Genomic DNA, 26,323 nt, shown 5'->3' on the forward strand with positions numbered 1-26,323 from the left:
CGTGAATTAATTGACTTGGAGGTTGAAAAGACACAGTTTTATACAATAGTAATTTAATTTATATTTCATGTTCCGATCGAGTGACTCTTGATCAAGCCTTCTCTCACCTACTTTTAGCATATTGATGGATGTTATAACATGTTTATAACCCTTACTCTGTGTATACATAGTTTACGCTATGTTTTATCTTTGATTACCTATTGACAAAACTAACAACTTATCTCCATATGAATATCAATGATACAATTTCACTTTAACCAGGTTAGAAAAGGTCATCTTAAATATTGGAGTAGGTTTTAACAAATGATGTCAAATCAATTAAGAAATTTGAATAATGAAACTAGTACTATATCGTTTCTATTATTAGTCGGATTGGGGATGGGGTTTTTATCTTTTAATTTTTTGAGTATGAACCTCATCGAAGTAAAAGCTCAGGCCACAGTTCTTGACCAGACCAATCAAACTTATTTAGCTTCTCTCAATAATACATTATATGTTTCTGGTACTGCGACAGATAAAGTAGATACAGACTTGGTAACAATCTCAATGGGTGTACAATCTACAAATATCTCGGCCACCGATGCTTTAGTTTCGAACTCAAAAATCGCAAACAAGATCGTCTCAAGTTTGAAAGCCAGTGGAGTTGAGGAAAATGAGATCAGCACTTCTCAGTATACGATTCAACCTAACTACAATTATTCAGAATCGGGCAATATTATAAATACAACGGGTTTTACTGTGTCAAATATACTGACAATTCAGAGTTCAAACTTTAACAACATCTCTCTATGGATCGATTCTGCAGTATCTGCAGGGGCTAATACTATTAATGGCGTAGATTTTAGAGTATCTGACAAATCTTTAGAAAATGTTAGAAATACACTAATCGAACAAGCGATTGTTAATGCTAAGCAAAAAGCAGATATCGCTTCAGGTGCAGTAGGGGCTACACTGGTAGGCGTCAAATCTATATCTGTTATTACAGAGGGCTTCAATCCCATACCATTTAACGAGCCAATTATGCAGAGATCCTTTGGTTCAGAATCTTTCTCTACTCCAATTATACCAGGAGAACAGGAGGTTTCGATCAGCGTTCAAGTTACATATCTGTTTAGATAAATGTTAAGGTATTTTCTTTTTTTAAATACAGGTTATTAAATAATCCTCGTAGATCGCATGTTATCTCATATTTCCAAGGACAGATGTCTATTATACCACCAAGAAAATCTTGCAAGATTCGACTCAAACTAGATATTTTTGGCACCTAGTGCTTGAATTTTTGTCTTACATACATATTAACAGGAATTATGATGAGCCAAAAATACTGGGCTACATTCAGGTTAACATATGATACTGCTATAGCAAATGAAAACGCGACTGGAATTATGCCGAGCTGAATTAACATTCCTTTCTTAAAATATGGGTGTATCTTATTACCAACTGCGTCAATCTGTATTGCATACCACCATATTAGTAATAACAAAGCGCTCGTTATTACTACTACAGTATAGTAAATTAGATATGATATTTGATAATTGTCAAATGAAATAACTAAAGAGGTTGATATTGATAGGATAGTTATTAGTAGTAGAAAAACCAGATTTAGGTAAACAATTGAAATGTATGATTTTCTTACGTGATTGAATACTTGGTGATAAGAAACCCAAAAGAGGGCTATAATAAAGAAACTTAGAATATAGCTTTCTAGCTGAGGTATCATATCATATAGTCTTTCGGTCAATCCTTGCTCAGATAGATTCAAATCAAGATCCGGGATGTCAACTGTCAAAGCCATCAGTGTTAACGCAAAAGCAAATACTGCATCACTAAATGTGATGATGTGTTCTAACTTTATTTTAGGAGTAAATGCCTTGGCCGACAAATCAAACAATTCTGTTTTAAGATTCGATTTAATTAATTTTGTTAATTAGGCTCCATATGGATCAAATTTTCTTTCTATCTCTAAAAAAATAATATAGGGTATGAAAATTTGTATGACTCAATAATAGCTCGATACAGAGTGGGAAATTCCACATGCAAAATCAATTTATGATTTTATTTAATTTGACCAGCAGAAGAATTAGTGTAAATTTTTTAGACATTTAGTTGTCAATGTATAGTACAACAACAATATAGATATGATAGGTAGAGGGGTATCAACTACACGAGTTTTTGGACCATATGAATCTGATCACATTAAAAAAGGCCCTGTTAACTTAAGTGTTTGAATTAGGGTAAATTTGAATTGTCATTGAACCAAACTACTCACTTTCGACAAGTTTGTTTGGAGTTTATGCACGATTTGAGACATAATGTTCTGATATTATTCATCCTAATCCATATGAAATATTGGAAAACATTTGAAAAATCACGTTAAGTTAACAGGGCCTTAAAAAAGTATATCTAGGTTTAAATTTTTTAAGAATTTGTTGTATTTTTTGACAGTACCTGATCAAACGAAGCGATTAGAACAAAAACAACAATGGATGAAAAGTTTTTTGAAATATGGCAAAAACAGGAATCAATAATTTGGATATACAAAGTTGCTCTTATGGATGAAACCAAACTCGATCATATGAATAATTCAATAAAATTAGGTTTAGCTGCTTGCTTGTTCTCCTAGCAGTTACTTTTTGTTTAATGCGATTGCTCTTTTATGCTTTCAATATTATTGGGAGGACTAGGGAGCTGAGAAACTAGTCTCCAACATTTCTTCTTCCATTATGCTCTCTCTTTCTATTGCTGATGCATTCTGCAAATCAAGCTCTCCATAACCTTTTGCAAGTTTTTCATTTACATGAACCACTGCAGAATTGATATTCTCATAGTCGGTACCTGCTCTTTCTGGAAGAGCATTGGCCTGTTCCTGAGTTGTTATGACGCTACCTGGGGGTACAAATTTGTCATCTGCAACTTCTACTCCTCCTGTTATAGTGCTTGCAACTCCAACTGCTACATTATTTCCCAGTTTTGCATCAAATACTAGGCTTTCCATACCAACAAACGTATTATTTCCTACATATGCAGGTCCATGTATTAATACACCATGTGCTAAGCTTGCATTTTCACCTACAAAAACAGAATATCCGTTCTCAAATCCACTATCATTTCCTAATAGTCTTTCTCCATTACTAGAAAAACGCCTTTCATCTATATTTATGCCGTTAAATGTCGTTTCTAAGCCGTGTAATACAACACCGTCCTGTAAGTTAGAAAATGCCCCAACATGGATGGGTGTCCCCTCATCACCTCTGCAAACAGCTGTTGGTGCCACAAAAACCTTTTCACCTATGTAGCAATTTCCAATAACTATTGCAAAAGGATGTATGAATGCAGACTCTTTCATAAATGGGAAAGAAACATTTGAATTAAAATCGGTTACAACATTTTGATGAATGTTTGGCCACTCGGGATTAACCTGTTGACCTGATTGTGACATATTCTGTTGTGCATAACTAGAAGGCACTATTGTCACTAGAATAATTATGCTGGTTATAGTAAACAGATATTTCTGAAATTTATAGTTATTACTAATCATAACATCTCCTTCGGTATATAGATAAATATACCGATGTCAATGAACTTTGATCAATTGTCAATTCCTTATCAAACAAATGGACATCATTATACCTAGCCCCTCGGAATCAACCACATTAAAACACAAGATCATTTTATCTTTAATTCCGACAGCTTGATAAATATTCTAATGGATATGAACATTAAATTTCTATGAAGGTATCTGCTTATGCTGCAAAAGCGTCCAAATCATTGCTTACTTCATACTCTTTTGAGAGGTGTGAGCCTTTGAACCATGACGGGGTGATTGACATTCATTATTGTGGAATTTGTCCTTCTGATATTCATCAAGTCAGGGATGAATGGGGTGGAAATTCTAAATTTCCTATCGTTTTTGGACATGAGATAATCGGTAAAGTATTCAAAATAGGCCCAAAAGTCACTCGATTCAAGAAATATGATAGCGTAGGTATGGGTTGCATGGTGGATTCGTGCAGATACTGTGATGAGTTTGCCAAAGGCTTGGAACAGTACCGTACTGGTGGTGGTCCCCCTCACTTATTATCACGAACAGGTTATTCAAGGCATCAAGACACCGACACAGGGTGGGTATTCAAACAGGATGATAGTCAATGAATATTTTGTACTTCGTAATCCACAAAATATTCCCCTTAACAAGGCGGCGCCATTGCTTTGTGCGGGAATTACTCTATATCGTCCATTAATTCATTGGAAAGCGAGTGCAGGGAAAAAAGTAGCAATTATTGGTCTTGGAGGTCTTGGCCACCTGGGTGTAAAAATGGCTCATGCTTTTGAGGCATAGGTTACAGTACTGAGCCATACTCTCAAAAAACAACAGGATTGCAAGAAAATGGAGGCTGATAGATTCATTGCAACATCAGATCCTAGTGAACTGGGCTCTCTTGAGGGCTATTTTGATCATTCGGAATCTTCAAATTCGGATTTGAATCAATATCTGAGATTACTGGGTTTAGATGGGACGACGGGGTTGGTTTGCATTCCTGAATTTGATGATAAAATTGGTACAACTAACCTTATTAATTCACGTCGTATTTTAGCCGGTTCGACTATCGGTGAGGTTGCCGAAACCCTGGAGATGTTAGATTTCTGCTCAAAAAATGAAATTGCATCTGAGATTGAATTAATCAAAATTGATTATGTAAACCAAGCATACTAACGGGTATTAAAAAGTGAAGTCCGATGTCGTTTTGTAATTGATATTTTTAATTCTTTTAAATACAATCAAGTAGGATAACGCTGCAGTTTAATGGGGGCTTTGATGGGTTCTAGCTAGGAGCAGTGTCATGATCATTTCAGATATAGTTTACTATTCTTTTACCTTTGGAGGTACCAGATAGTAGGTAATGGTTGGAGAACAATCAGAAAATAAATTTAAAACTTATAATTGTCTTGTCCATGTTGACTTATGGGAAGAAAAAAATTCATAACAAGGTGATCCTTTCATTAGACAGAAGCGTCTGTTATCGTCTAGAACGAATCAAACCCGCCCATATCCATTCCGCCAAAGTCAGCTTCACTATAACCCCCAGAATCTGCACCCCCTGCATCGTCTGACGCTGAGCCTGAATCTTCAGATGCCGAATTAGAAGACTCGCTCGCTTGAGATTCAGCTTGAGTAGTTTCTGCGGGAGTCATTGGCATACCCATGAATGACATCATAGATGTGAACATTACCATATTTATTAATCCAGAAAATAACATCATAGGCATCCAGGCTCTATTATCGTCCATATAACTTTGTAACTGACGCTTGTTACCTGTTTCATACAATTGTTGAAGATACTTTGATTTACTTGCTAATTCTTGCTTTTTTGAATCCAATACCTTAAATCCTGTATCAGTTGTATAAACTTCTATTTTCTTACCTCCAAAAAACCCTTTTTTCTCATTCATAAAAATCAATTTTTGTGATTTTAAATCATTAACTATTAGTTCTACTTCGTCCTTAGATAACTTCGTAATTTTTGCTATATCGCCTATTTTTTTTATACCTCTTGAGATAGCATCCAAAACCATGAAATGATTTGGACTTTGACCTTGAGCACCGTCGGAAGACATATCATTTTATTAATATGAAAATATTTAAATCTTAGTTTACTGGAGAGGCTATATTATTCAAAAATTCAAATATTTTATTTTGTCGATATAGATCGATCTCCATACAGTCTTAAATTTACTAAGCTTGTCATCCCTAACATCTAATAGATCTAAAAACTGTAATAGTCAAATGTAGGGGTTTATAATATTCTGGTCTTGTAAATGAGTAATTATGACTGACCAAAATTAGCATTTGCGCCATAATACCATTCTTTTAGTCTTAGTAATTGTTTTATTGGTACAGGTCCAAGTAATCAGATGAGGGCCGTTCTTTTGGCAGGCGGACTGGGAACTAGAGAAAAACCATTTACCGATTATTGTCCAAAAGCTATGATTCCAATAGAAGGAAGACCACTCGTGGATCATATCACCAGGTATATTTGTAAATTTTCATTTATTTCTGAAATCTTAATTGTGTGTGAGTTTGATTCGTTTGGAAATCAGATTATTAATTATTTTGAAGGTAAGGAGAAAATAATTGGTAAAAAAATTCGATTTGTAGAAGATAAGAAGAACGGCACAGGAGGAGCGCTATTTCAATGCAGGGAACTCTTGAAGGATGAGCCCTTCTTTTTGGTCTGGTATGCAGATAACCTCTGTGCACTACATTTGAATGACATGTATAAGAAATTCAAATTATTAGAGGATAAGAAACAAGAAAAACTTCCTATAGCAATGGTTGTAACCAGATCCAAGCGTCACGAAGAAACAGGTAGAGTGTTAGTAAATGACCACTGTCAAGAGAATGTTTACGTCATAGAGTCTTTTGTGGAGAAACCCATAATAAATTTGGAAAATCCAGAAGCGGTAGGAATCTATTTGTTTACTCAACGAATTCTTGATGAATTGATGTATTGTGCCGAGATGCATTCTTCTCAATCCTTTGATTTATCATCTGATATCTTGTCACATGTGAAATATGATGAACAAAATAAATTGTACGCTTATGATATTGAATATACAAAAAAAGAATGGGTTGATATTGAATCTCCAACTTTTGTAAATAGAAACAAGGTTAGTATGAAAACCATTGTTAATCAAATGATAAATTGGAGGATATTTGATTGATTTTTAACTCCACAACTTTACCCAATTAATCGACTGGAAATTGACCGTTTATAGCCACAATCCCTTTTTCGGGTTGACTCATTTTTACAAGACATTTTATTGCATGATAATTATGCAAAAGCAAATTACAATAACACTATTAGGTTTTGTATTTGCAGCCAACATCATCACCTTTGCCTTTCCATTGCTTTTTGCAACGTTTTATAATTTAGACAGATTCGTTATACGCTTCTGCCCAGTTAGATACTACAAATAATTCTCAGGACTATAGTAGCGCTGAAAAAGTGAGTATTACAAAATCTGGTGACAAGATAGTGCATCGAGACAGTGTCTCTTATGAAGAATTTAAAGATGTAACTTCAGAGACTGGAGACGCTCCACATGCTGCTGCCATCCTGACATACAACCCGGATGGTTCAATTTATTCCGAAATAATAACATCAACTGCAGCTAACCCGTGAAATTAGACACTAGCCACCTACTCCATAATGATAATTCAATCTATTTACAGATTGATACTGCGGAGTCTAGTGAGTTTTATGCAGTTTTCATAACAATACTAGCGAATGTGGAACCCCTGGGGTCAAAAGCGTTCCTTCAGTGATTATACCTGATCATGGAACTGTTCCATCCAGTTTCTCAACTTCCATCAACTTTGGAAGGTGATTCATTGTGGCTTCGATCACCTAATGGAGAACCATTTATTACAGTATACGAAGTAGTTGCAGATGTTGTTCAACCTAAAGGAGTATTCGATGTGACTGACACTTCACTATCGAAGCCTAACTCTACGAGTTCTGATGAGTAGATCCACCAACAATTCTTTACAGAATTGAGGTCTACATATTCTTATTTTATAGTAACAAACTAAATAGTCAGTTAATGATATGTGGAACGATCTTTATCTCAAAAATCCCAAAATGTCTTGCAACCAATACTATATTGGATTGAAACCCCTATTTTATAGGGTATTTAAAGTATAATAAATAAAAAATAGACATATAATGACACATGTAGCAAAGATTATTGAAATTGTAGGAACTTCTTCAAAAAGTTGGGAGGATGCGGCACAGGTGGCGCTTGCTGAGGCTACGAAGACGGTGCATGGCATAACGGGGATTGAACTAGTAGATATGACCGCAAAGGTAGATTCTGGTACGGGAAAAATATCCGACTACCATTCGACCATAAAAATAGCATTTGGTGTGGAACATTCCTGACCTCTATACTTTACTTTTTTATTTTTTTAGATCCTAGATACTGATCGTTGTTGCTCTTGTCTCCCATGATCAAGGAACTTATTCTTACTATGAAAGCGATTCCGAACAAAATATAGCCGAGATTATAAAACAAATCGGACAAGTAGATGTCATCTTCGGCTAGCAACTTAAAGAGATCATTAAATCCAAAAATTACGTCTGCTACAAAGAAAACTACTCCTGCAGCTGAGATGAAAAGCCAGAAATTATGTCCCTTATTTATTGAAATAGTTCTACCCCTAAAATAAAACATCATCGAACCCAAAAATATAAACAGATCAACTATTGGATAAACGAACAAAAGTGTCAGGTCGATTACACTACCACTGAAGGAATAAATTTCATAAACAAAAATTGCTATATACATTACATAAAATACAATAAGCGCGAATGTGATTGTAGCACTCATGATATATGCAAGTTCAATCTTGTATATTCTATTCATGAACCATAAGAAGGAAACAAAAAAGATATAACCAAAGATATAAAGGATGTCAGCAACTGATGGATAAGCATCTATTTGGAGGTAACCGTTTAAATATCCATAAAGGATTTCGGCACCAAACCAGCACGTTAATGTTAAGAGAAAAAATAATTCACTTTTATTGATATTGCCAATTGAACTGGTATATTTTAATAGAAATATTAAAACTAGTCCGACGATAACACCCGAAGACAAAACATTCGAAATATTATATCGATCGAATGTTCCAGAAAAATACAAGCCAAACGCGATGGCTTCAAAAACTATAAAAAATATTAATATTGACTTTACAGATAAATTGCGAATCAAGCCTGAATTGATTATGTTAGTCAAGACTCGCAATTTTACTGATTTGTAGCTAATGGTATCATAAATATATTATTTTATACAAAAGGACTTGTGGACGACTTGGGTTTTTTGACTATTAGAATATCGATAGAATAATTCAAAAAAATTTTGCTGATTCAACTAAACTCAAAATGAATCAGTATTTGTATTGCATTTTCATTTCAGTTTGACTGATTACTTCATAGCACTAAATTGTAACGATTGGTGCTTTAATTACGATCATCAAAGATTACTTGTTGTAGAAAAAATCTTTTTGTGGCCATATTCCTATTGACCTTGCCAATATTTATCATAAATATGGGTAGGTAAGTTAGTAAGAATTCAAATGCAATTAATTATCGAAGCGACAACCGTTCTTGATATGACCAATCTCTTTTTTCTGGCCTAATTTTCTTTACTTGAGAGGGCTCATCCCACCATCCCATCAATCCTTTACATCTACTGCATCTAAGTTGTGTTCTTGATTTACTAATTTTGAAAAACTCGATTGTCTTTGGCATACCCAAGCCCAGCCGGTTACAATCACAGTTCTTTATCCAGTGCAATCTTATATTTTGCAAGCAAAATTATATTATATGGATTCTGCAAATTAGGATGATAATTTTGAAATTGTCGAAACCATACGAACAATTAGTTAGAAGACTATATTAAGAGAAATTATTTATCGACAGGTTGAAAATCAACTATTCATTTCGCCTACTCCTTGATTTTGAGTATTATATTGGGCATTAATACTACAAGGTGAGTTTACACCCTATTTTGCCATTGTCACCAAGTTTGCAACATACTGCACATTATTACTTTACATCGAGAGTAATTTAGTCCATTTAATTCTTTAAATTTGAGAATTCACAATCAAAGAACTCTAGAGTATCAATATCTATAATACAGAATTCTACCAGATTAATTTTTGTTCTTGCTGTTTCTAGTCTTGTTAAAAAATCAAATGCCTCTCTAACTAATATTTTTACACATAGTTCTTTAGGGAAACCAAAAATCCTTGTGTTAATTGCTGGAATTGAGACACTTTTAAAACCTGCTTTGGTACATAGTTCAAGACAACTGCAAACTGCTTTTAAGTTTTTCATCTTCGTTTCCTTAGCCCATTCGAGGTCCTACAGTATGAATTATTCCTTTACAAGGTAAAAGTCCACTACCCGTTATTACTGATGTTCCAACTGGAACAAATCCTGTTTTTTCACTTTCCTCTTGAATGGTGATCCCTCCTCTTAATACAATTGCTCCTGCGACTCCTCCTCCATGCTTTAGATTCGAATTTGCCGGGTTCACTATAGCATCAACGTTTATTGAAGTAATATTACTAACGACTAGTCTCAGCGTTATACCGTCAGTTATGACTACTTCATTAATAATTCTCAAGATAATCCTTTTGGACTATTTGGATGATTATTTAATAAAGTTGTCGTATTATAAAGTTCTTTAAATGATTTTACACAGAATTTGAAGTATGTTAAAGTCTATGTTTGTATTTCTTACCTATAATACTACCACATCACTCTATCATAGTTGATTAAAAACTTGTTTTCATATATCTACATGTCTCCTCAACTTGTTGTATTCTAACAAGACTTAATCAACAAATTTTTACTTCAATTTAAATGCATTTCCAAAATTTTTGCATTTATGATGATTTTTCAAATCTTCATTATGGAACGCGAGAAAGTGAGCATGTCTATTTCTTTAATAACTTAAACGCATGATTTCCTGATCCCGTTATTAAATAGTAATTTATCCAGATCATTGCAAGTGGTTCCAACAATCTACTCTGCTCAATTCCACCTAAATCTATTGTTTCCCAACCAAATGGATTTGTAAGCGTCTCGATTACAGTCTTTTTTGCATCTTCTGAATTTCCACAAATAAACATAGTGGGCGGTCCAGAAGGAAAATCTGGCTTTATCATGTGAGGGTTTCCTACTATATTAAACGCTTTTACCACTTTAGAGTCAGATAAAATTGATTGAATCGTTTCTCCTGCTGACTTATCAAAGCCAATTGATAATTGGGGTAAATTTTCTTTCGTGAAGTCAAGCGGATTTGTTGTATCAACGACTATCTTGTCTTTAAAATTAGTCGGAATTGCAAGGTCTATAGCATTTTCTGTTCCACTCCATAAAGTAGCAATAATGAGTAGATCTCCAAAAGCCGAGGCTTCTGCAAACGTTCCTACAAATGCCTTATTCTTACTGTTTGAGTCTTTCAGCCATTCTTGAATCTCTTTTTTCTCAGGATTTCTCGTTCCAATCATTACATGATGACCAAGATCAATACATCCTTTGCCGAGCCTACGCCCTACCTCTCCTGACCCCAATATTCCAATTTTCATATGATATAAATAAGATTATTTATCAAAACTTAAATCCTTTTGTCTGTCGAACCTTAGAATTACGAGGTCTACAAAGCATGCCATTAAATTAATTCTACTGCTGATCAAAATACATTTTTTGCAATAGGATACAACACCAGAGTTTTTACAGCTGTACTTCTGGCCGGTATGGTTGAAAATTGTGGCCTTATCAAACTAGACAAATTTTCCCTCTGGTTTAGTTGTGTGTAAAGACTGGATATCAAACCCTTCAATTTTGCACAAACTGTTTTCATCCTTATCAAAAAATTCAAGGATAATTTTTATGTGGTGTACTTGAAAAGTGCGATTATTTCTTACAGATGCGTTTAGAACTAACAAACCTTCTGGTGATTTTGAAATCACTAAATCTTCCATAGGCATCTAACTTTTTCAATCCCTTGTGAGCTGATGTAGACGTAGGGAAATTAGTACTACTATAGGGGACTTTTGTAGTATCATTGAGATTAGATCGTATTCTTATAGCATATCTGGAATCAAAAAAAGCCTCAGAGAAACCGGCTACGAGTAACAGAGAAGGAAGAATACCAATCTGTTATGACATTAGTATCCTATTTATTTGACGATCTAACAGATTAACCCTTTTTGATCTTTAATCATCCACCAATCTTGCTATATAACACCAGAAAATAGTTTAGATACTAAGCCTACCAATTTCAATACAAATGAGTATTGATTTCCATGATTATTGCGTTAATGCAACTGATATGCGTACCATTCCAATAAACCTTCATACAACTTGAACATCTATATGCAGCATCAATTCGTCCAAAAACATTATGAGGTATCTCATTAATCACGCGAATTTTGTTTATTGTCTTCAGCAATCCATTACATATAGGACACCTCGTATAGGAATTAGGTAACAAGTCTATATGTCTAATTTTACAACATCTTAGTAATTCTATTAAAATTCCCACTTCGTCATTTCTTAATGGTAACACAACTAGGATTTTAGACCTTTTTAATCTTTGATAGAGATTCTTATCCTTGGTAACTAAAATTCTATTTTGAAGTAACGCTTGTTCTACTAATAACTCATCACTGATGCCTGTTTTATACATGGTATCAAATCCAAACAATCTTAGTTTCTTTGCTATTTTCCCTAACATGGCATCCACATAAAAATTTGGATTATTGCTGGCTCGAGGGGTCATGCTGATAAATCAAAAAAATTACGTGAACTTAAGATTCTCCAAGCTCATTTATGAATTTATTTTGGCTAGCTGTTGTAATGTATTTATTGGACTTTTGAGGATATCCATCCAAGAATCTACAAAAAATTCTGGAGAGCATTCAAAAAACTAACCTGTGTTTTATATCTCTTATTCGCAATCTTGCATATAGTATCATTATTTTTGGAAACTAGTGTATTACCACAAGAATCACACCTTGATGTATCCTTACCATTCATATTGCTTAAGGTACAACAAAATATTAAAGAATAAACGAAAGTGTGCATGGAGTTTTAAAAGTTTAATCCTGATGAATCTAAAAACGAGGTATCACAGCTTCTGTCTGAAAATGCGACAATTCTTTCTATCTATTTGACCAACTATGCGGATTTATTATCCTTCAAATAGTTTAAAAATATAAAAATAATTGCACTCGCTCACAAAGTTCGAGGGACGCTGCGTGGGTGCTCCAATATTGTCTGCTTATCAGAGCACAATACATGCTTCAGAAGGATTATGCGAATCATTGTATCATGAATTGCAACCTTTTGGAATAAAGGTAGTAGTTATCGAACCAAGTTTCATTCAGACAAATATAATGAATTCAAGTATTTTCGCAAAAGGTATATCCAATCCTGAATTTCAATATTATCAAGCGACCCAATCGATTGAGAAGTATTTTAGGTCAATAGTTCACAATGATTCAAATGCCACCCCCGCATCACAAGTTGCCAATGCCCCCATAGGAGCTGTCACGGCATATGTACTCAATCTTTGCTATCTTGTTGGTAATGATGCTAAGACGATCCTTGAGGTAAAAAATAAATGATAGGTATTTTATTACTTTCATCAAAAACCCGCTCTTGACAAACTAGCAATGATGCTAAGAAACCAAACAAATTCGAGGCTAGAGTCTTTAGAATTGAACGTAATTCCATAAACCTATTTAGCTACTAACGTTTCATTTATGATTTATAAATAATAACTTGCCAAATAGGAAACATGCTTTCAAATCTTGGAAACTCAAAAAAAGGTGATAATAATGATCTGATAATCAAACCATCTGAATTGAAGAAAAAAATGGACGATGGGGATGACTTTCTAATTCTAGATGTAAGGACTAAACAAGAACATGACATGTGGACCATATCATATGACAAGTATCAAGATTCAACTCTGATACCTGTTGATACCTTGATGTCAGCTGAATCGCTAAAGAAACTACCGAAGGACAAGGAAATCATCGCGTATTGCGCACACGGGCAGCGCTCGTCCTTTGCTGCAAGTGCACTCTCTTCTTTGGGTTTTAAAGTTCGTACGGTCGAGGGGGGAATTGCTGAATGGAGTAACGTATACGACATAGCTGACGTTGAAATTGAAAAATCAATTCCTCTAAGAATTTGGCAAATAAGACGTATTTCAAAAGGATGCATGAGTTATATCATCGCATCCATTACAGAAAAAGCAGCTGTTGTAATAGATCCTACATGTGGTATTGATAGCGTCATTGATGACTTGATATCTTCATATCAGCTTACAATTTCTAATGTTATTGATACTCATATGCATGCAGATCATCTGTCCGGCGCTACAAAAATCGCATCAAAGTACAATGCTCAATTGAGCATTAGTTCGATAGAAAACTACATTATAGAAGGTATATCTCCAGAATCCCATTCTAAAATCAAGAGAATTGCTGATGGCGATAGAATAAAAATAGGAGATGAGTTTTATTTAGAGGCTATTCACACTCCTGGACACACTGAAGGTAGTATGAGCTTTACTCTTGACATCAATCATGCTGCAGTGAAAGACAATCAAAAGCTAGGAGCTGAGAGCAATGTTTCTGATCATCCTTTATTGTTATTCACAGGAGACACTTTATTTGTCAATGGTGTTGGCAGACCTGATCTGCACAACAATGCTGAACAGTACACAGCCCATCTCTATCAAACATATCAACTTAAAATATTTAGTATGCCTGATAATACCATAGTATTACCAACACATTATAGTGAAATCTTTTCACATAACAAACTCATATTCAACAGCTTGAAATCAATTAAACAAAAATTAGGAGATATTACTCAATCAGAGAACAGTTTTTCGGAATATGTCTCATCAAATATTCCTCCACAACCAATGAATTATGATAAGATTGTAAAAATAAATAGGAATCTCATTTCTTGTGAAACTGTGTTGTTTAGGGATTTAGAAGCTGGACCAAATTCATGTGGGATTAGGACATGATAGGTACCTTAAATTAATACCTCTTTGTTATGAAGGAATTACAACTATTTATCTTTCCAATAAATAGAGAAATTTCGCGCAATAATATATAGCGGCCCATTCCAAGCAACACAATCAGACAAATGAGTGATTTTAGATTCCCTTTAATTTCTTATAGAATATCTATGTTATTGTTGTGAATAATCAATAGTGAATTAAATTTGTCTTGTAATCGACTACAGTGTCTTAGTAAAGGTTATTGTATTGCCAGAAATGAATGTTTTGATTTCTTAACAAGACCTTATTTCGTTATAGAAGCCAATTAGGTTACTAATTATTAATATATTTTTTCTTAATTCTGATTAAACCAACACCTCAATGAAAGTAGAGGCTACAACTACAAGACAAAAATAAAGACCTAGTTTTTTAATAAAATTCCTTCGATGGTATGAATAGTCTAGAATCATAGAACTAAGAAGAAATTATCATATTATCTTCCTCGCAAACTGCAGCTTGAATTGTAAGTTTTAAATTCAAGAGTACCAATGTGATCACAAATGTAATACCAAACACTATTTTGAGTCCATTTGTGTTAACTGGTTGTGTTTATAAATAATTAATGTCTGACATTAATACGACTATTTTAGACCAGTCTTTGGAGTTTTATTATCATTACTCTATTGTACTTGGGTGATCTCAGTATTGACAATTCACAAATAAGCGGTTTATACTTTCTTGACAACAAATATTCTAAAAGAGCTATGATATCTCTCCCGTGGATATCATCTCCAATAATTATTACAGTTTGCGGTTTGTTTAGCTCAATAAAACGATATATTCCATCTAAATCTAACATATTTATGCCAAATTCGCCATGGTGATTTTCGGAATAAATCAAAAATTCTTTGATGCTTTCCGAAACTTTTACAGCTTCAGTTGCGAAAATACATGGTTTGTTTGACATGGTATAATCTTGATATCAAATTACAATCTATGGGGTCATTATATTAGTTTGTCTATAAATATAGCAAATAGTCAATATCATCTTGTTTTTAACAATTTTAGACCAAATTTAATCCAATTCGATGGATAGGAACGAAGAATTAGTACTTTTAGACCATCATATTATATTCATATCATGTTGATATCGCACAAATGTAAAATCCATTGCCTCGTAGGAATCTAAAATATATCTAATTTTTTATATCGACTTCCATATTTCATTACGAATGTAATTAACAGTTTATTAAGTATGTTATCCAAAAATCTACATTAGTCGGTAAACTTATGTCAATTGAATACTTGTGTTACATAGCCTCAATGAGTCAGATCAATAGAAGAGGAAAAAGGGGTGATATAGAATGGAATTTGGGTAATAAAACTGCAAGAACTCAAGAGAATCTCCGACAATCATTGAATCATAACGAACATGGGTATAACAAAGGTCGGACCAGTTTACCAATAAATAAAAAGTCAATTTTAGTTGCTGAATCAAACTCAGAAATCCTTTCGATGTTAAAACTATTCCTAAACTCTCTCGGTTACGATTACGACGTGGTTAAAAATGGCGATAGGGTGCTCCAATATTTCAATGGTAACAAGTCAAGTAAGAAGAAAAAATATGACGTCATCTTATTAGATACCCATCTAGACAATATGCCCGGACTAATTGTTGCAAATGAGATCCGTAAAATAGATTTAGACCAACGCATAATGATAATGAGTACAACTCCAAGAGAACAACTTTCGTACGAACTTCTCAAAAGTGCAAAAGTAAATGAAGCTGATGTATTTACTAAACCATTTAGACTCTCAGAACTACTATGCTCTATAGAGCGATAAACCTCGATATAATATACTAAAATTGGTAATTTTTCAGGTTAAATTTGACCAGCACTAAAATTTTATAAACAAGTATTAGAACGAAATCTAAGAGGGTGATATGGATGAGTCTACCTGATATTCAAAAAGCAGGTGAACTTGCTGATCAAGTTTCGGCCAAAATTAAGAAATCCGGCGGAAGTTTGGTTCCTGTATATTACAAGCTGGAAGAAATTCTGATTGATTATAGGAGACAAGGAATTGATGTTGATCTAGTTATGCCGGCACTCTTTGATGTAGATTTAGAACATAATACAACAAATCCTGACGGGAGGTCCATATGGTTTGCGTATGCTGAAGTACTACACGATGATCTCTGCGGGCCAACAGGTAGCATGCATAAACTAATGGAGTCCGATGATGTCGTTACTGGTGCATCAGTGGTTCAATTGATAATGGATAAGTTAAAACTACCTGAAAGCTCTGCTTTATTGGTTGCACCCATAGCTGCAAGTGTGTTGGGGCTTGGAATTGGTGCTTTTTGTAAGCATCATGGTGAAGATAAAAGCAGTTCCTGAATATTAAACCATAATAAAGTAACAAAAAAAGAAAGTTGGACATCTTACTCATATATGTTACATGTTGGGTATTAGTAACGATAAGTACTGGTTTGTTTAAGCGTATGTGGTCTTAATACAACCATTCGATTTCCTTGTACTATCTTATTTCCTTTTTTTTTGAATAGGCGGAACAAATATTCTTTTGCTATCAAACAAGATAGTAAAAAATTAATACCTGAGGTTCGCATATTTAGTAACAGTAATAATCTCCCCTGCCAACTTTAACTTCTGAATATATTTGTCTACCGGAGTAACCTCTGTAAAGTATATGACTGTTTGCAAAATGTTTCTATTCTTAACACCGATAGAAATACTTTATATTTCTTTTTTCCTCTTGGATTTCATATATCCTGTAATTCTATGTTATTATGTACCATATTCATAACTTTTTCATATCCTACTCAAAACCCTTGGACTAAAAATCTTGCGCGCTACTGAAATTATGAACTGGGATTTCAAAAGGATTTAGCACAGATGTGGTTAAATCCGTATCTTAAATTCACTTGAGGATTATACGATCGTTATATACTTGTTTGTAATCTCATCTAGTGGTAATAGCTTTTTGATGTGTTGTGACCCGCTGGAAGACAGAGCTTACAAAGGTTCAATTAATTTGTTGTCAAATCAAATGCTCAATTCTTCTCGGTCATGGTTAGATATCAACACTGACATTCCCTTAAATTCAAAAATCTAACAAATCCCTTTGGATATTATGTTAATTTTTAGACTTGCTTAATTATGTAGTCATGTTTATTTTGATTTCTTTTATTTCTAAAATTTCTGGGTTGAGAGTTTCTTTCGAGAATTCACCAAGAAAATATGTTTTATTTCATTATAAGAAATTAGTATGAAGGTAACATAGAAATATTAATAATACCACATTTGTGGTATGTACTGTCTTGTGGCTGTCAGATTGTAAGAATAGTTCTGTAATTTTGCCAATCGTGGTAATTACCTCAATCATTTTGGGAGTAGTTTCACATAATTATTTTACATAAACCGTCAATGAAGTCCAAGAGCTTGCATTAAGTGATTTAGAAACAAATTCTGAGATTGAAGTTTATAGTATATCAAATAAGCTAAGTAATTCTATTTTCTTCATTAACTCTAATCTTGAGAGAATTGTAAATTCGCCTTCCATACTTAATTGGAATATTACTGGTATCGAAAGACTTTTGGCTCTGTCTCAAAATACTACGGATCAGCTAACAGATGGATATTATCTTCTAGATAGAAATGGAACTTTAGTTACCTTTACTGGAAAAGATCAGGGATAGAATTCGCGATATGAGGGAATCAATTTGAGTCACAGAGATTATTTTCAAATTCCTAAAAGAGATGGTGAATTATTCATAAATACCGTGATAGATTCGAATGATAGCGTTCCAAGAGTTTTCATTTCCTTACCGATTACCAAGAATAATCAAACAGTTACTCCCACCCATATAAGCGATCTTGATGTTGCTAATCCCACCAGATTTGAAGGTGTGATTGTAGCTTCCGTTGCAGCCAAAACGCTTGGGAATTTTCTCGAATCTCAAATGCATCCCAAATTTAATGGTGATATTGGTTTTATAGACCGAAACGGTACTATAATTTACTCATCAGATCAATCATTCATTGGTGTTGATTTCTTCGGTAATGATTTTCAATCGTATATGAAATCGATTTTAAAGGATAGAGAAGAAGGATTCAATGATATAATCAACAGAGCCATGAAGTCGGAGAATGGTGTGCAAGAATTCAAGTTTGAAAATTCAACAACTACTATTGCATATCAGGCTGTTAACGTTCCAAACAGGGATGAATCCAGTACCAGAATAGGGACGTTATTCATAACCGTTCCTCATATATTATCAGTAGAGGTTATAAGTCTAATTGATACTCTAATATTGGTCAATTTCTCTATAATCTTAGTGATTGCATCAATATCATTGATCGTAGCAATTATGTTATTACATTGGAACAAGATCTTAAAAGAAAATGTAAGTCAAAAAACCACTCAATTATCCGAATCAGTTGGAAAACTTGAACAAGCAAATGAAGACTTAAAAACGCACGATAAACTTCAAAGAGAATTCATCAATATCGCGGCACATGAACTTAGAACTCCTACACAAGCGATCTCGGGAAACCTAGATCTAATCGAGATAATGCATATACCATCTATTATGCAGAATACCGGGCACAATGAGAATGAGCTTAGAAAGGAATTTCAGGAGATACTGGAAGATAAAGAAAAACTCGCGGATTTTATAAGGGGATTACAATCAACATACCGAAATTCTCAAAGGCTTGAAAAACTTGTAAATGATATTCTAGATACGTCACGAATAGAAAGCAATCAGTTGGAAATTCACAAGGAAAGATTCAACTTAAACGAAAAAATACAAAATGTCATAAAGGATATTACCAAGAAGTACAATGATCTGGATACACAAAACAGGCCTGGAGATCAGGTTAAGATTGTTTATCAACAAGAAATCGATCCTATTCCAGTATACGCCGACAAGATTAGAATATTTGAAGTGCTTTCCAATTTACTTAATAATGCCATAAAGTTCTCCGAAGGCAATCCCATTAACATAACTGTTGAAATAGTCCCAAATACCCAAAGTCATGAAAAAGACTCTAAAAACCAAACTTTCGTTTCTGGTAGAATGGATGATAACACGCCTAGTGAAATGGTTGTGGTATCAATTATCGATCATGGCAAGGGGATCGATAAGGATATTTTGCCTAGGCTGTTTACAAAATTTGTTACAAAATCTAATCAAGGTACAGGTCTGGGGTTGTATATCACAAAAAGTATCATAGAAGCACACAAAGGTAAAATTTGGGCCCGAAATAACAAGGATGGCAAGGGATCGACTTTTTCATTCAGTCTACCACTTGATGAGATGTAGGTATGGAAAATGTCAACCCTGCTAAATAACAACAATATCTTGAAAGTGTAATCTATGTGAGACACATATCAAAATCAATAAATATCTGGTTATAATTTCACAGTCTAGTTATAATTACTCGTGGTTCAATCTGCCATATGGAGTTGATACGGAATGTTACAAGATACCTTCTATTTTGAATCTTAAATTTACCATTTTAGTAGTCACATTTTATTTGAGTTGGCTCCTGTTAATTTCTACTTCTTATCGAATATCGATTTCAGGATTTTTATGAGATATATATTGCGATAATCCTTGCATATAGTTGCTTACAAATGTGGTTAATGGTTGGGAGGAGTACCAAATACATCCTAAAACCTTGCAATCATGACAGGTTTTTGCAATGTCCCATTGCGGAGCATTCCATATCTCGTCAATGCTTTGGGATAACAGATTATAAGTATTCTCAGGTCCTTTAAATTTCCAGCACGGTACCAGCACCGAACCGTCTCCATTAACAAATATGCTTTTCCATACTCCACATTCATCAAAAAGTACATGTCCATTCTCTAGTATTTGTTTAAAGTACAAGTCAGGAATCATGATCCTCGGCTTGGTCTTTCTCTTGGTATAGTCTAATATGCTCTCACACACTTTGTTCATAGTTTTTCTATCCGGAAGTAGTGAATAATCTACGTCTGATCTATCTTCTACAAATGTTAGAGAAACGGCATCGGACCCGAGCTCAAGAGCTTTCTCAAAATATGTTTGCTCGATAAATTCCTTGGTATTAAATTTGGTTATCACGCTATTAAAGTAATGAGGTATATCATGTTCTTGTAACAAGCGAATGTTTCTTAACACTTTGTTAAATGTATCTCCATTGACCCCTCGAACTTTGCAATACGAGTCTTCATATACGGAATCTATACTACACGTAATGAATTGGATATATCTTCTGAGATGTGGTAGATCTAATTTGTGGAGTAACGAGCAATTTGATATGACACTGACTGGCGTTTTGATTTCATATAGATATTTTACTAACTCCATAAAATCAGGCCGAGATGTGGGCTCTCCCCCTTCGATAATTGACCAAATGCAATACTTGGAGGCCTTGTCAAATATGATTTTCCATTGGTCGGTAGTAAGATCATTGCTCTTGGCAAACTTGATTTGACCCGTCTTATCTGATTCTCCAAACGGACACATTGGGCAATAGTAGTTACAATAGTGGGTCAAACTGAAAACAGCAATTAATGGACGTCTTTTTTGTATAATCCTGTTTCCAGCCCAATTCCCCAATAATTTTAGGGTACGAATTGTATCTACAACCATACCTCCATAGATTCATCTATGATAGATAACATTGTTGGCTGATCGCTTATCGACTGCGTTAGAGATGGCAATTTTAATGCTCATACGACATATTGATTCTGATAAGATGTTGTTGACAAATAAATCAGTCTCTATTAATAAATGAAATATGTTGCTTGCAATTTACTTATAGAACTGCGTGACTTGATTAAGCCAAGCTCAAATTAACTTGGGGAACGGAAGTCCTAACTAAAGAGCTTGCTTGGAACTGTGGAAGTTCAGAAAATCCCCAAGGTTTCAATCCTAGGAATCCGTTATTGTTATAATAAACATTAGGAAATGATTTTAGAAAGATATTGTATTCTCTTACCCCATCGTTGTAGTAAGTCCTTGCCACGGTTATTCTATTTTCTGTTCCTGCTAATTCATCCATTAATCTCGTAACTACTTGATCAGCTTTTAACGCAGGATATGCTTCATATGTTAACACAATCCTACCCAATGCATTTTCAATTAAACTACTTATTTGATTTTTCTCTGCGATATCTTCGCTAGAAGTGGCCATCCATTGAGTTCTCAGTTGGGTTAATTCCGTTAACGTTTGTTGCTCAAATTGCATATAACCTTTTACGGATTGCACAAGATTCGGGATCAGGTCATATCGCCTTTGCAACTGAGTATCTGTATCGGCAGCGAGTTTTTTTACATTTTCATCCTTTGCGAGCGCAGTATTATATCCTGTAAAGTAAACCACAATCATAATAATGACAGTAATAGCAAATATCGCAATAATACCCAAAATAATTATGATATTTCTACTTACCATTTCTGAATTTCTCTTTTTATAAGAGTTATTGAACATACCATATATTTCATCTGCCTGCTCCGCCTCCGCTCGAATGGCCTCCGCCTCCGCTCGAATGGCCTCCGCCTCCGCTCGAATGGCCTCCGCCTCTAGTCCAGCTACCCGCACCCCCAAAACCACCGCCATACCAGCCACTTCCGCCATATCTGCTGCTCCTAGACCAATAATTTCCACGCTTTCGAAGTATCGTTATCAATATTATAGCAATTATTGCTACCAAGACAATAATGCTAAAGTAGTCAAGTGATTCTTCTTGGCTGATTTCCGTTGAAAGTTTGTATTTTGGATCACTACTACTATATCCAGAATACTGACCAAGAGCAACAACAGTATTGAAAATTCCGTTATCAATTACTGTAATATTTCTATCTTGATTAAAAGTGTCCCTAGCTGGAACAAGATATCTGTCAAGAATTTCTCCTGCTATCCCATCCGTTATGTTTCCCTCTAATCCTCTTCCAACTTCAATCCGCATTGAGCCGCCAGCGGCGTCTGGATTAGATGAATAGAGCAGCAGTACACCATTGTCTATTCCTTTTTTACCGATACCTGTGATGCCATCAAGTGATAGTTCATTGTAAATGAAATTTGAAAGTGAATCTCTATCCTGAATTTCTATTCCGTCTTTCATTATACCATGTCCAATAAACCCGGGAATCGTAAAAACAATAATTTCTGTAGAAGTCGCCCTATCTAGCTGACGACTGTAGTCGTTCAGTAATTCTTCATAATCTGGACTAATGATGTTAGCCCTGTCATAAACATAAGACGGACGAGATCCTTCCGGAGAGGCATGAACTGGATAAATGGAGTCTCCTGCAATAAAAAGAGAAGATAGAACTAAACAATTTAAGAGAGGGAAAATCATTTCTTTTTTCTTCCTATCGAGAACGGAAAACGGTTTTAATTTGCCCAAACTGAATCTCAATATTTGTCTACTTAATAGGTAAAGAGATTAATCTCTCTATCTATTCGTATTTCATTAATATCATCTATTCATTTTTCCGGGGATTGGCCTACTCAGCGTGAGTATACAACTTCTCAAGATTCTGTAGGATTATACTGACCTCGGTAAGCCTATTGTGATATCTTTGTGTGTGCCTTAAATTGTGTAAAGGTAAAAACTGTTGCAAAATCTTTTTCATGCCAAAAGTATATTGTGTCTGCTAACGAGGCAGGGTTTTAGAATGCGGTCATAGTGATTACGTAAACTCACAGAAAAAAAATTCACGGGGTTCGCAATATTCCAATACATATCCATAATTTTTTTAGATTTAAAATTTTAAAACCAAATTCATTTCATTAATTAGACTAATAGCCATTCTACTTGCATATAGGGCAAATAGAGTCATCATCTAAGCGAAAGATTTTAGACACAAATTTGTTATCTATAAAAACTTTCTTTACCATATACTACATTATGCTTGAAAAACAGATTAATGAGATGAGAGAAAATGTCGATATCGGTATCGAGTCAGAAAACCGAAAAGAAGTGGTCGGAATTTTAAATACCCTATTAGCAGATGAATACGTCCTTTACACAAAAACTCGCAATTATCATTGGAACGTAGTAGGTAAGGATTTCAAGGAGCGACATGAATTCTTTCAAGAGCAGTACGAAAAATTGGATGAAATGATAGATGAAATAGCTGAAAGAACCCGACAATTGGGAGGTTTATCTGTAGCCACACTGAATGAATTCATACAAATTGCAAATTTGAAAGAAAATCCAGGTGAGTACCCCTCCGACATAAAAATGATTTCGAATCTCCTAAAAGATCATGAGAGTACGATTAAATTTTTACGAAAAAGTGCTAAAGACTGTGATGAAGAATATAATGATAGTGGTACCAACGATTTTCTCATAGGCCTAATGGAAATTCACGAAAAAATGGCTTGGATGTTAAGAACCCATCTAGACTAGATTAAAGATTAACAATTTACAAATGAGTTTATCCAAGTGATTAGTTTTTATTATCACTCAATTGTTCTATTCTCTCTGTATACTTCACAGTTTCTTGTTGCATACTTATTTTTAACTATATAACTAATTTTGATTCGTCAATCAAGGCGAACTAGCATATTTTAGCCAAAAGAAGAAGAAGTTAATCGATAGAATCTTAATTCAATTCTATTGATTTACTATCTCTAAAATTGGATATTAGCTTCAATAATTGAAATATTATTATCTAACTGGTCTATTTGAAAAATCCGTTTTTTCTATTCAAGTATATGGATGATATGAAGCATTTCCCTGCCAACATTTGTATCATCTCACTCAATCTTACATGTAATTGTGGTCTTGAATGAACCTGAATCTAGTCTACGGAGGAAGCGTAAATGAACATAATAGAAAATATGTTCACAATAGAAACTAATATGCGTTAAAACAAAAATTTCGACAAAATTTCATGTCATATATTGAATCAATATCGTATATACCTCGATAAAAAAGAGGTTATGCTTAGCTAAATCCAGGCATGTTAAAAGCTACTAGGCATTTATTGAGGACGTGAGTGATTTCGCAGTTATAACCCAAGAATTACTGAACGCTTGTTTGTATATCAAAAATTAAGGAAAAAAAATGTTTAGCAACAGATAGAACTCAAATCTTTTTTTTATTGTGATTGTATCCCTCCGCACCAATAATAGTAGCTATTATCAGATAAGTTTGTAGGATCTGAACAAAAACTACTAAAATGAGGTTAACGCAAAATGCAATTGGCCGATCTCCAACAATCCATTAACAGCATGTTATGAATGTAGAATAATAATATACAATCAAGAAAATAAAATGTTATGTTAATCTATAGCTTCCGAAGGTATTTCATTTCATTTTGTGCTAGGTTTAGCACAATAGACATGTGTGACCATAGGTATCTTAAAATAATATTCTGTAACAGCGGTATCATAAGAGATAATGGATAGAAAATGGAAAATCATAAATGGCATTGCAATAGGAATATTCATAGCAGCAGCACTCTACTGGATCGCCAATTCTTGACTATATTCATTCTAGTGTTACAAAGTGATTTAAAATCTATGATAAATTAGAGGGTAGAGAAACGTACTTTATGTCAATTATTGGATAGATCTCTATCAACGCTTTAGAATATTAAAAATTAGAATTAGTTTTCCTTATCAAGAAGTAGTGAAATTTTTTGATTTTTTTTTGCAAGGATGAATTCAATTCACGCCAAAATTTTAAATGAAAATTTTTATACCGAGGATTTGATTTTAAATTTAGATGGAAAATCCCAAACCAATTGGGCCCTCAAGGAAAAAAGTTGTTATGGTTTGTGAAGATGAAAGCGAACTTTTAGAATTATATTCAAAAGTTTTAGAATCAAGATATGAGGTGATTAAGGTTTGCTCTGGGAATGACTGCATAAACAAGTATTTGGACCAAAAATCTAATGGCGCCAATATAGATTTGCTCATTTTAGATTATAAATTGGAAGATATGCTTGGAGATGAAGTCGCAAAAAAAATAAAAGAGCACAACGGCATAAAGATTATCTTATTGTCTGCCTATAATCTAGATGAACCCATCAAGAAAGATTTGCTTGAGAATAAGTATATAGAAAAATTCTTGCAGAAACCAATTAAAATGCGACAAATGATCCAAGAGGCAATGGAAATCATTTGTTGAGAAAATGACTAATAGTACTTTTATTTACCGAACCTATTACTTCAAAAACTTGTTACCGAAAATATTTGCGTTTTATGAATTGATAATTCTTACTCGGAATCTTTTCATTAAATCTTATTTAGTAACTGGCTAAAAAATTTCTTCAAATTAAATTAATGAAAGATACATCATATCTATTAACCCTTTACGTTTAGTTCTCATAACAACCTCAAAATGAACTATTGAGATTTATTAAAAATTAAATTACCGCCTGCAAATTGCAATAATATTTTACGTAGACTCAGAACTCGAGATTGAATTGTCTGCAGGCGGTTCTATTTGTATGCCTCCACCATTTCCACCTCCTAAATCAATATCAGTGGTAGCTAGATATTGATCTCTGACTGTCAGTGAATCAGATTTGTCTTTTTAAGTCTATCACTTGATTTTCTGGAATCTCACTAGTAAGGATCTTACCATCAAAATTTTTACTAAGGACTTTAAAATCGTGTATTTTCTTGTCGATCGATCCTTTTGAACAATTACTCATTCTCTTAGGGATTGATGAATTTCGCCCAAA

The 26,323-nt window shown here is 34.0% G+C and carries 26 protein-coding genes and 1 pseudogene; 13 read left to right on the forward strand and 14 right to left on the reverse strand.

Annotated features, from left to right (window positions below):
- The first annotated feature begins 303 nt into the window (after positions 1–303).
- Positions 304–1,119 (forward strand): SIMPL domain-containing protein, encoded by an 816-nt coding sequence (locus tag ACMT7R_RS10260; protein ID WP_415311723.1) that lies wholly within the window; start codon positions 304–306, stop codon positions 1,117–1,119.
- A gap of 145 nt (positions 1,120–1,264) precedes the next feature.
- On the opposite strand, the gene ACMT7R_RS10265 is transcribed toward ACMT7R_RS10260, so the two are convergent.
- Together ACMT7R_RS10265 and ACMT7R_RS10270 are read right to left on the reverse strand one after the other, a co-directional pair.
- Positions 1,265–1,891, reverse strand: a complete 627-nt coding sequence (locus tag ACMT7R_RS10265; RefSeq protein WP_415311725.1) for a TMEM175 family protein — start codon at positions 1,889–1,891, stop codon at positions 1,265–1,267.
- Between the two features lie 789 nt (positions 1,892–2,680).
- On the reverse strand, positions 2,681–3,475 hold the full coding sequence (locus tag ACMT7R_RS10270) for a carbonic anhydrase (RefSeq protein WP_415311727.1): 795 nt from the start codon (positions 3,473–3,475) through the stop codon (positions 2,681–2,683).
- A 254-nt stretch (positions 3,476–3,729) separates the two neighbouring features.
- Between ACMT7R_RS10270 and ACMT7R_RS10275 the strand changes: the two are divergent.
- Positions 3,730–4,714: pseudogene (locus ACMT7R_RS10275) on the forward strand (NAD(P)-dependent alcohol dehydrogenase).
- Between the two features lie 311 nt (positions 4,715–5,025).
- Here ACMT7R_RS10275 and ACMT7R_RS10280 read toward each other — a convergent pair.
- Positions 5,026–5,616 (reverse strand): MarR family transcriptional regulator, encoded by a 591-nt coding sequence (locus tag ACMT7R_RS10280; protein ID WP_415311729.1) that lies wholly within the window; start codon positions 5,614–5,616, stop codon positions 5,026–5,028.
- 297 nt (positions 5,617–5,913) lie between these two features.
- Here ACMT7R_RS10280 and ACMT7R_RS10285 point away from each other — a divergent pair, with 297 nt between their 5' ends.
- From ACMT7R_RS10285 to ACMT7R_RS10300, 4 genes are all read left to right on the forward strand, one after another.
- Positions 5,914–6,723 (forward strand): nucleotidyltransferase family protein, encoded by an 810-nt coding sequence (locus tag ACMT7R_RS10285; protein WP_415311730.1) that lies wholly within the window; start codon positions 5,914–5,916, stop codon positions 6,721–6,723.
- Positions 6,724–7,007: 284 nt separating this feature from the next.
- On the forward strand, positions 7,008–7,184 hold the full coding sequence (locus ACMT7R_RS10290) for a hypothetical protein (RefSeq protein WP_415311732.1): 177 nt from the start codon (positions 7,008–7,010) through the stop codon (positions 7,182–7,184).
- Positions 7,185–7,339: 155 nt separating this feature from the next.
- Positions 7,340–7,531, forward strand: a complete 192-nt coding sequence (locus ACMT7R_RS10295; RefSeq protein WP_415311734.1) for a hypothetical protein — start codon at positions 7,340–7,342, stop codon at positions 7,529–7,531.
- A gap of 196 nt (positions 7,532–7,727) precedes the next feature.
- Positions 7,728–7,943, forward strand: coding sequence for a dodecin family protein (locus ACMT7R_RS10300; RefSeq protein WP_415311736.1), 216 nt, complete (start codon positions 7,728–7,730; stop codon positions 7,941–7,943).
- A gap of 10 nt (positions 7,944–7,953) precedes the next feature.
- On the opposite strand, the gene ACMT7R_RS10305 is transcribed toward ACMT7R_RS10300, so the two are convergent.
- The 7 genes from ACMT7R_RS10305 to ACMT7R_RS10335 all read right to left on the reverse strand — a co-directional run bounded on the left by ACMT7R_RS10305 (position 7,954) and on the right by ACMT7R_RS10335 (position 12,357).
- A complete protein-coding gene (locus ACMT7R_RS10305) occupies positions 7,954–8,799 on the reverse strand; it encodes a hypothetical protein (RefSeq protein WP_415311737.1) in 846 nt (281 codons plus the stop codon).
- Between the two features lie 350 nt (positions 8,800–9,149).
- Positions 9,150–9,314 (reverse strand): hypothetical protein, encoded by a 165-nt coding sequence (locus ACMT7R_RS10310; protein WP_415311739.1) that lies wholly within the window; start codon positions 9,312–9,314, stop codon positions 9,150–9,152.
- Between the two features lie 327 nt (positions 9,315–9,641).
- Positions 9,642–9,902 (reverse strand): macro domain-containing protein, encoded by a 261-nt coding sequence (locus ACMT7R_RS10315; protein WP_415311740.1) that lies wholly within the window; start codon positions 9,900–9,902, stop codon positions 9,642–9,644.
- Between the two features lie 10 nt (positions 9,903–9,912).
- Positions 9,913–10,194 (reverse strand): macro domain-containing protein, encoded by a 282-nt coding sequence (locus ACMT7R_RS10320; protein ID WP_415311742.1) that lies wholly within the window; start codon positions 10,192–10,194, stop codon positions 9,913–9,915.
- A 313-nt stretch (positions 10,195–10,507) separates the two neighbouring features.
- Positions 10,508–11,161 carry an NADPH-dependent F420 reductase gene (locus ACMT7R_RS10325; protein WP_415311744.1) on the reverse strand — a complete coding sequence of 218 codons (654 nt, stop codon included), beginning with the start codon at positions 11,159–11,161 and terminating at the stop codon, positions 10,508–10,510.
- Positions 11,162–11,356: 195 nt separating this feature from the next.
- Entirely contained in the window at positions 11,357–11,563 is a 207-nt protein-coding gene (locus tag ACMT7R_RS10330; RefSeq protein ID WP_415311746.1) for a hypothetical protein, read from the reverse strand.
- Positions 11,564–11,856: 293 nt separating this feature from the next.
- Positions 11,857–12,357 carry a Mut7-C RNAse domain-containing protein gene (locus tag ACMT7R_RS10335; RefSeq protein WP_415311747.1) on the reverse strand — a complete coding sequence of 167 codons (501 nt, stop codon included), beginning with the start codon at positions 12,355–12,357 and terminating at the stop codon, positions 11,857–11,859.
- A gap of 493 nt (positions 12,358–12,850) precedes the next feature.
- On the opposite strand from ACMT7R_RS10335, the gene ACMT7R_RS10340 reads away from it, so the two are divergent.
- Both ACMT7R_RS10340 and ACMT7R_RS10345 read left to right on the forward strand, forming a co-directional pair.
- A complete protein-coding gene (locus ACMT7R_RS10340) occupies positions 12,851–13,204 on the forward strand; it encodes a hypothetical protein (protein WP_415311749.1) in 354 nt (117 codons plus the stop codon).
- Positions 13,205–13,377: 173 nt separating this feature from the next.
- Complete coding sequence (locus ACMT7R_RS10345) at positions 13,378–14,625, forward strand: MBL fold metallo-hydrolase (RefSeq protein WP_415311750.1); 1,248 nt, start codon at positions 13,378–13,380, stop codon at positions 14,623–14,625.
- Between the two features lie 622 nt (positions 14,626–15,247).
- On the opposite strand, the gene ACMT7R_RS10350 is transcribed toward ACMT7R_RS10345, so the two are convergent.
- A complete protein-coding gene (locus ACMT7R_RS10350; protein WP_415311751.1) occupies positions 15,248–15,568 on the reverse strand; it encodes a hypothetical protein in 321 nt (106 codons plus the stop codon).
- Between the two features lie 356 nt (positions 15,569–15,924).
- Between ACMT7R_RS10350 and ACMT7R_RS10355 the strand changes: the two genes are divergently transcribed.
- The 3 genes from ACMT7R_RS10355 to ACMT7R_RS10365 all read left to right on the forward strand — a co-directional run bounded on the left by ACMT7R_RS10355 (position 15,925) and on the right by ACMT7R_RS10365 (position 19,951).
- Positions 15,925–16,446: a response regulator gene (locus tag ACMT7R_RS10355; protein ID WP_415311752.1), complete on the forward strand. Its 522-nt coding sequence runs from the start codon at positions 15,925–15,927 to the stop codon at positions 16,444–16,446.
- A gap of 104 nt (positions 16,447–16,550) precedes the next feature.
- The gene (locus tag ACMT7R_RS10360) at positions 16,551–17,003 is read left to right on the forward strand and encodes a hypothetical protein (RefSeq protein WP_415311753.1); all 453 of its coding nucleotides are present in this window, start codon (positions 16,551–16,553) and stop codon (positions 17,001–17,003) included.
- Positions 17,004–18,346: 1,343 nt separating this feature from the next.
- A complete protein-coding gene (locus tag ACMT7R_RS10365; RefSeq protein ID WP_415311754.1) occupies positions 18,347–19,951 on the forward strand; it encodes an ATP-binding protein in 1,605 nt (534 codons plus the stop codon).
- 243 nt (positions 19,952–20,194) lie between these two features.
- Here the strand turns inward: ACMT7R_RS10365 and ACMT7R_RS10370 are convergent, their stop codons facing one another.
- From ACMT7R_RS10370 to ACMT7R_RS10380, 3 genes are all read right to left on the reverse strand, one after another.
- The gene (locus ACMT7R_RS10370) at positions 20,195–21,268 is read right to left on the reverse strand and encodes a radical SAM protein (protein ID WP_415311755.1); all 1,074 of its coding nucleotides are present in this window, start codon (positions 21,266–21,268) and stop codon (positions 20,195–20,197) included.
- Between the two features lie 187 nt (positions 21,269–21,455).
- Positions 21,456–22,220: a LemA family protein gene (locus ACMT7R_RS10375; protein WP_415311756.1), complete on the reverse strand. Its 765-nt coding sequence runs from the start codon at positions 22,218–22,220 to the stop codon at positions 21,456–21,458.
- Positions 22,120–23,028, reverse strand: coding sequence for a TPM domain-containing protein (locus ACMT7R_RS10380; protein WP_415311758.1), 909 nt, complete (start codon positions 23,026–23,028; stop codon positions 22,120–22,122). The genes ACMT7R_RS10375 and ACMT7R_RS10380 overlap by 101 nt, the downstream gene beginning before the upstream one ends.
- 504 nt (positions 23,029–23,532) lie before the next feature.
- Between ACMT7R_RS10380 and ACMT7R_RS10385 the strand changes: the two genes are divergently transcribed.
- On the forward strand, positions 23,533–24,036 hold the full coding sequence (locus ACMT7R_RS10385; RefSeq protein WP_415311760.1) for a Dps family protein: 504 nt from the start codon (positions 23,533–23,535) through the stop codon (positions 24,034–24,036).
- A gap of 1,323 nt (positions 24,037–25,359) precedes the next feature.
- Entirely contained in the window at positions 25,360–25,764 is a 405-nt protein-coding gene (locus ACMT7R_RS10390) for a response regulator (RefSeq protein ID WP_415311761.1), read from the forward strand.
- Positions 25,765–26,323: the final 559 nt, after the last annotated feature.

Origin of the sequence: Candidatus Nitrosocosmicus sp. FF01, from assembly GCF_047711275.1 — an archaeon.
In the GTDB taxonomy this organism is placed as follows: domain Archaea; phylum Thermoproteota; class Nitrososphaeria; order Nitrososphaerales; family Nitrososphaeraceae; genus Nitrosocosmicus.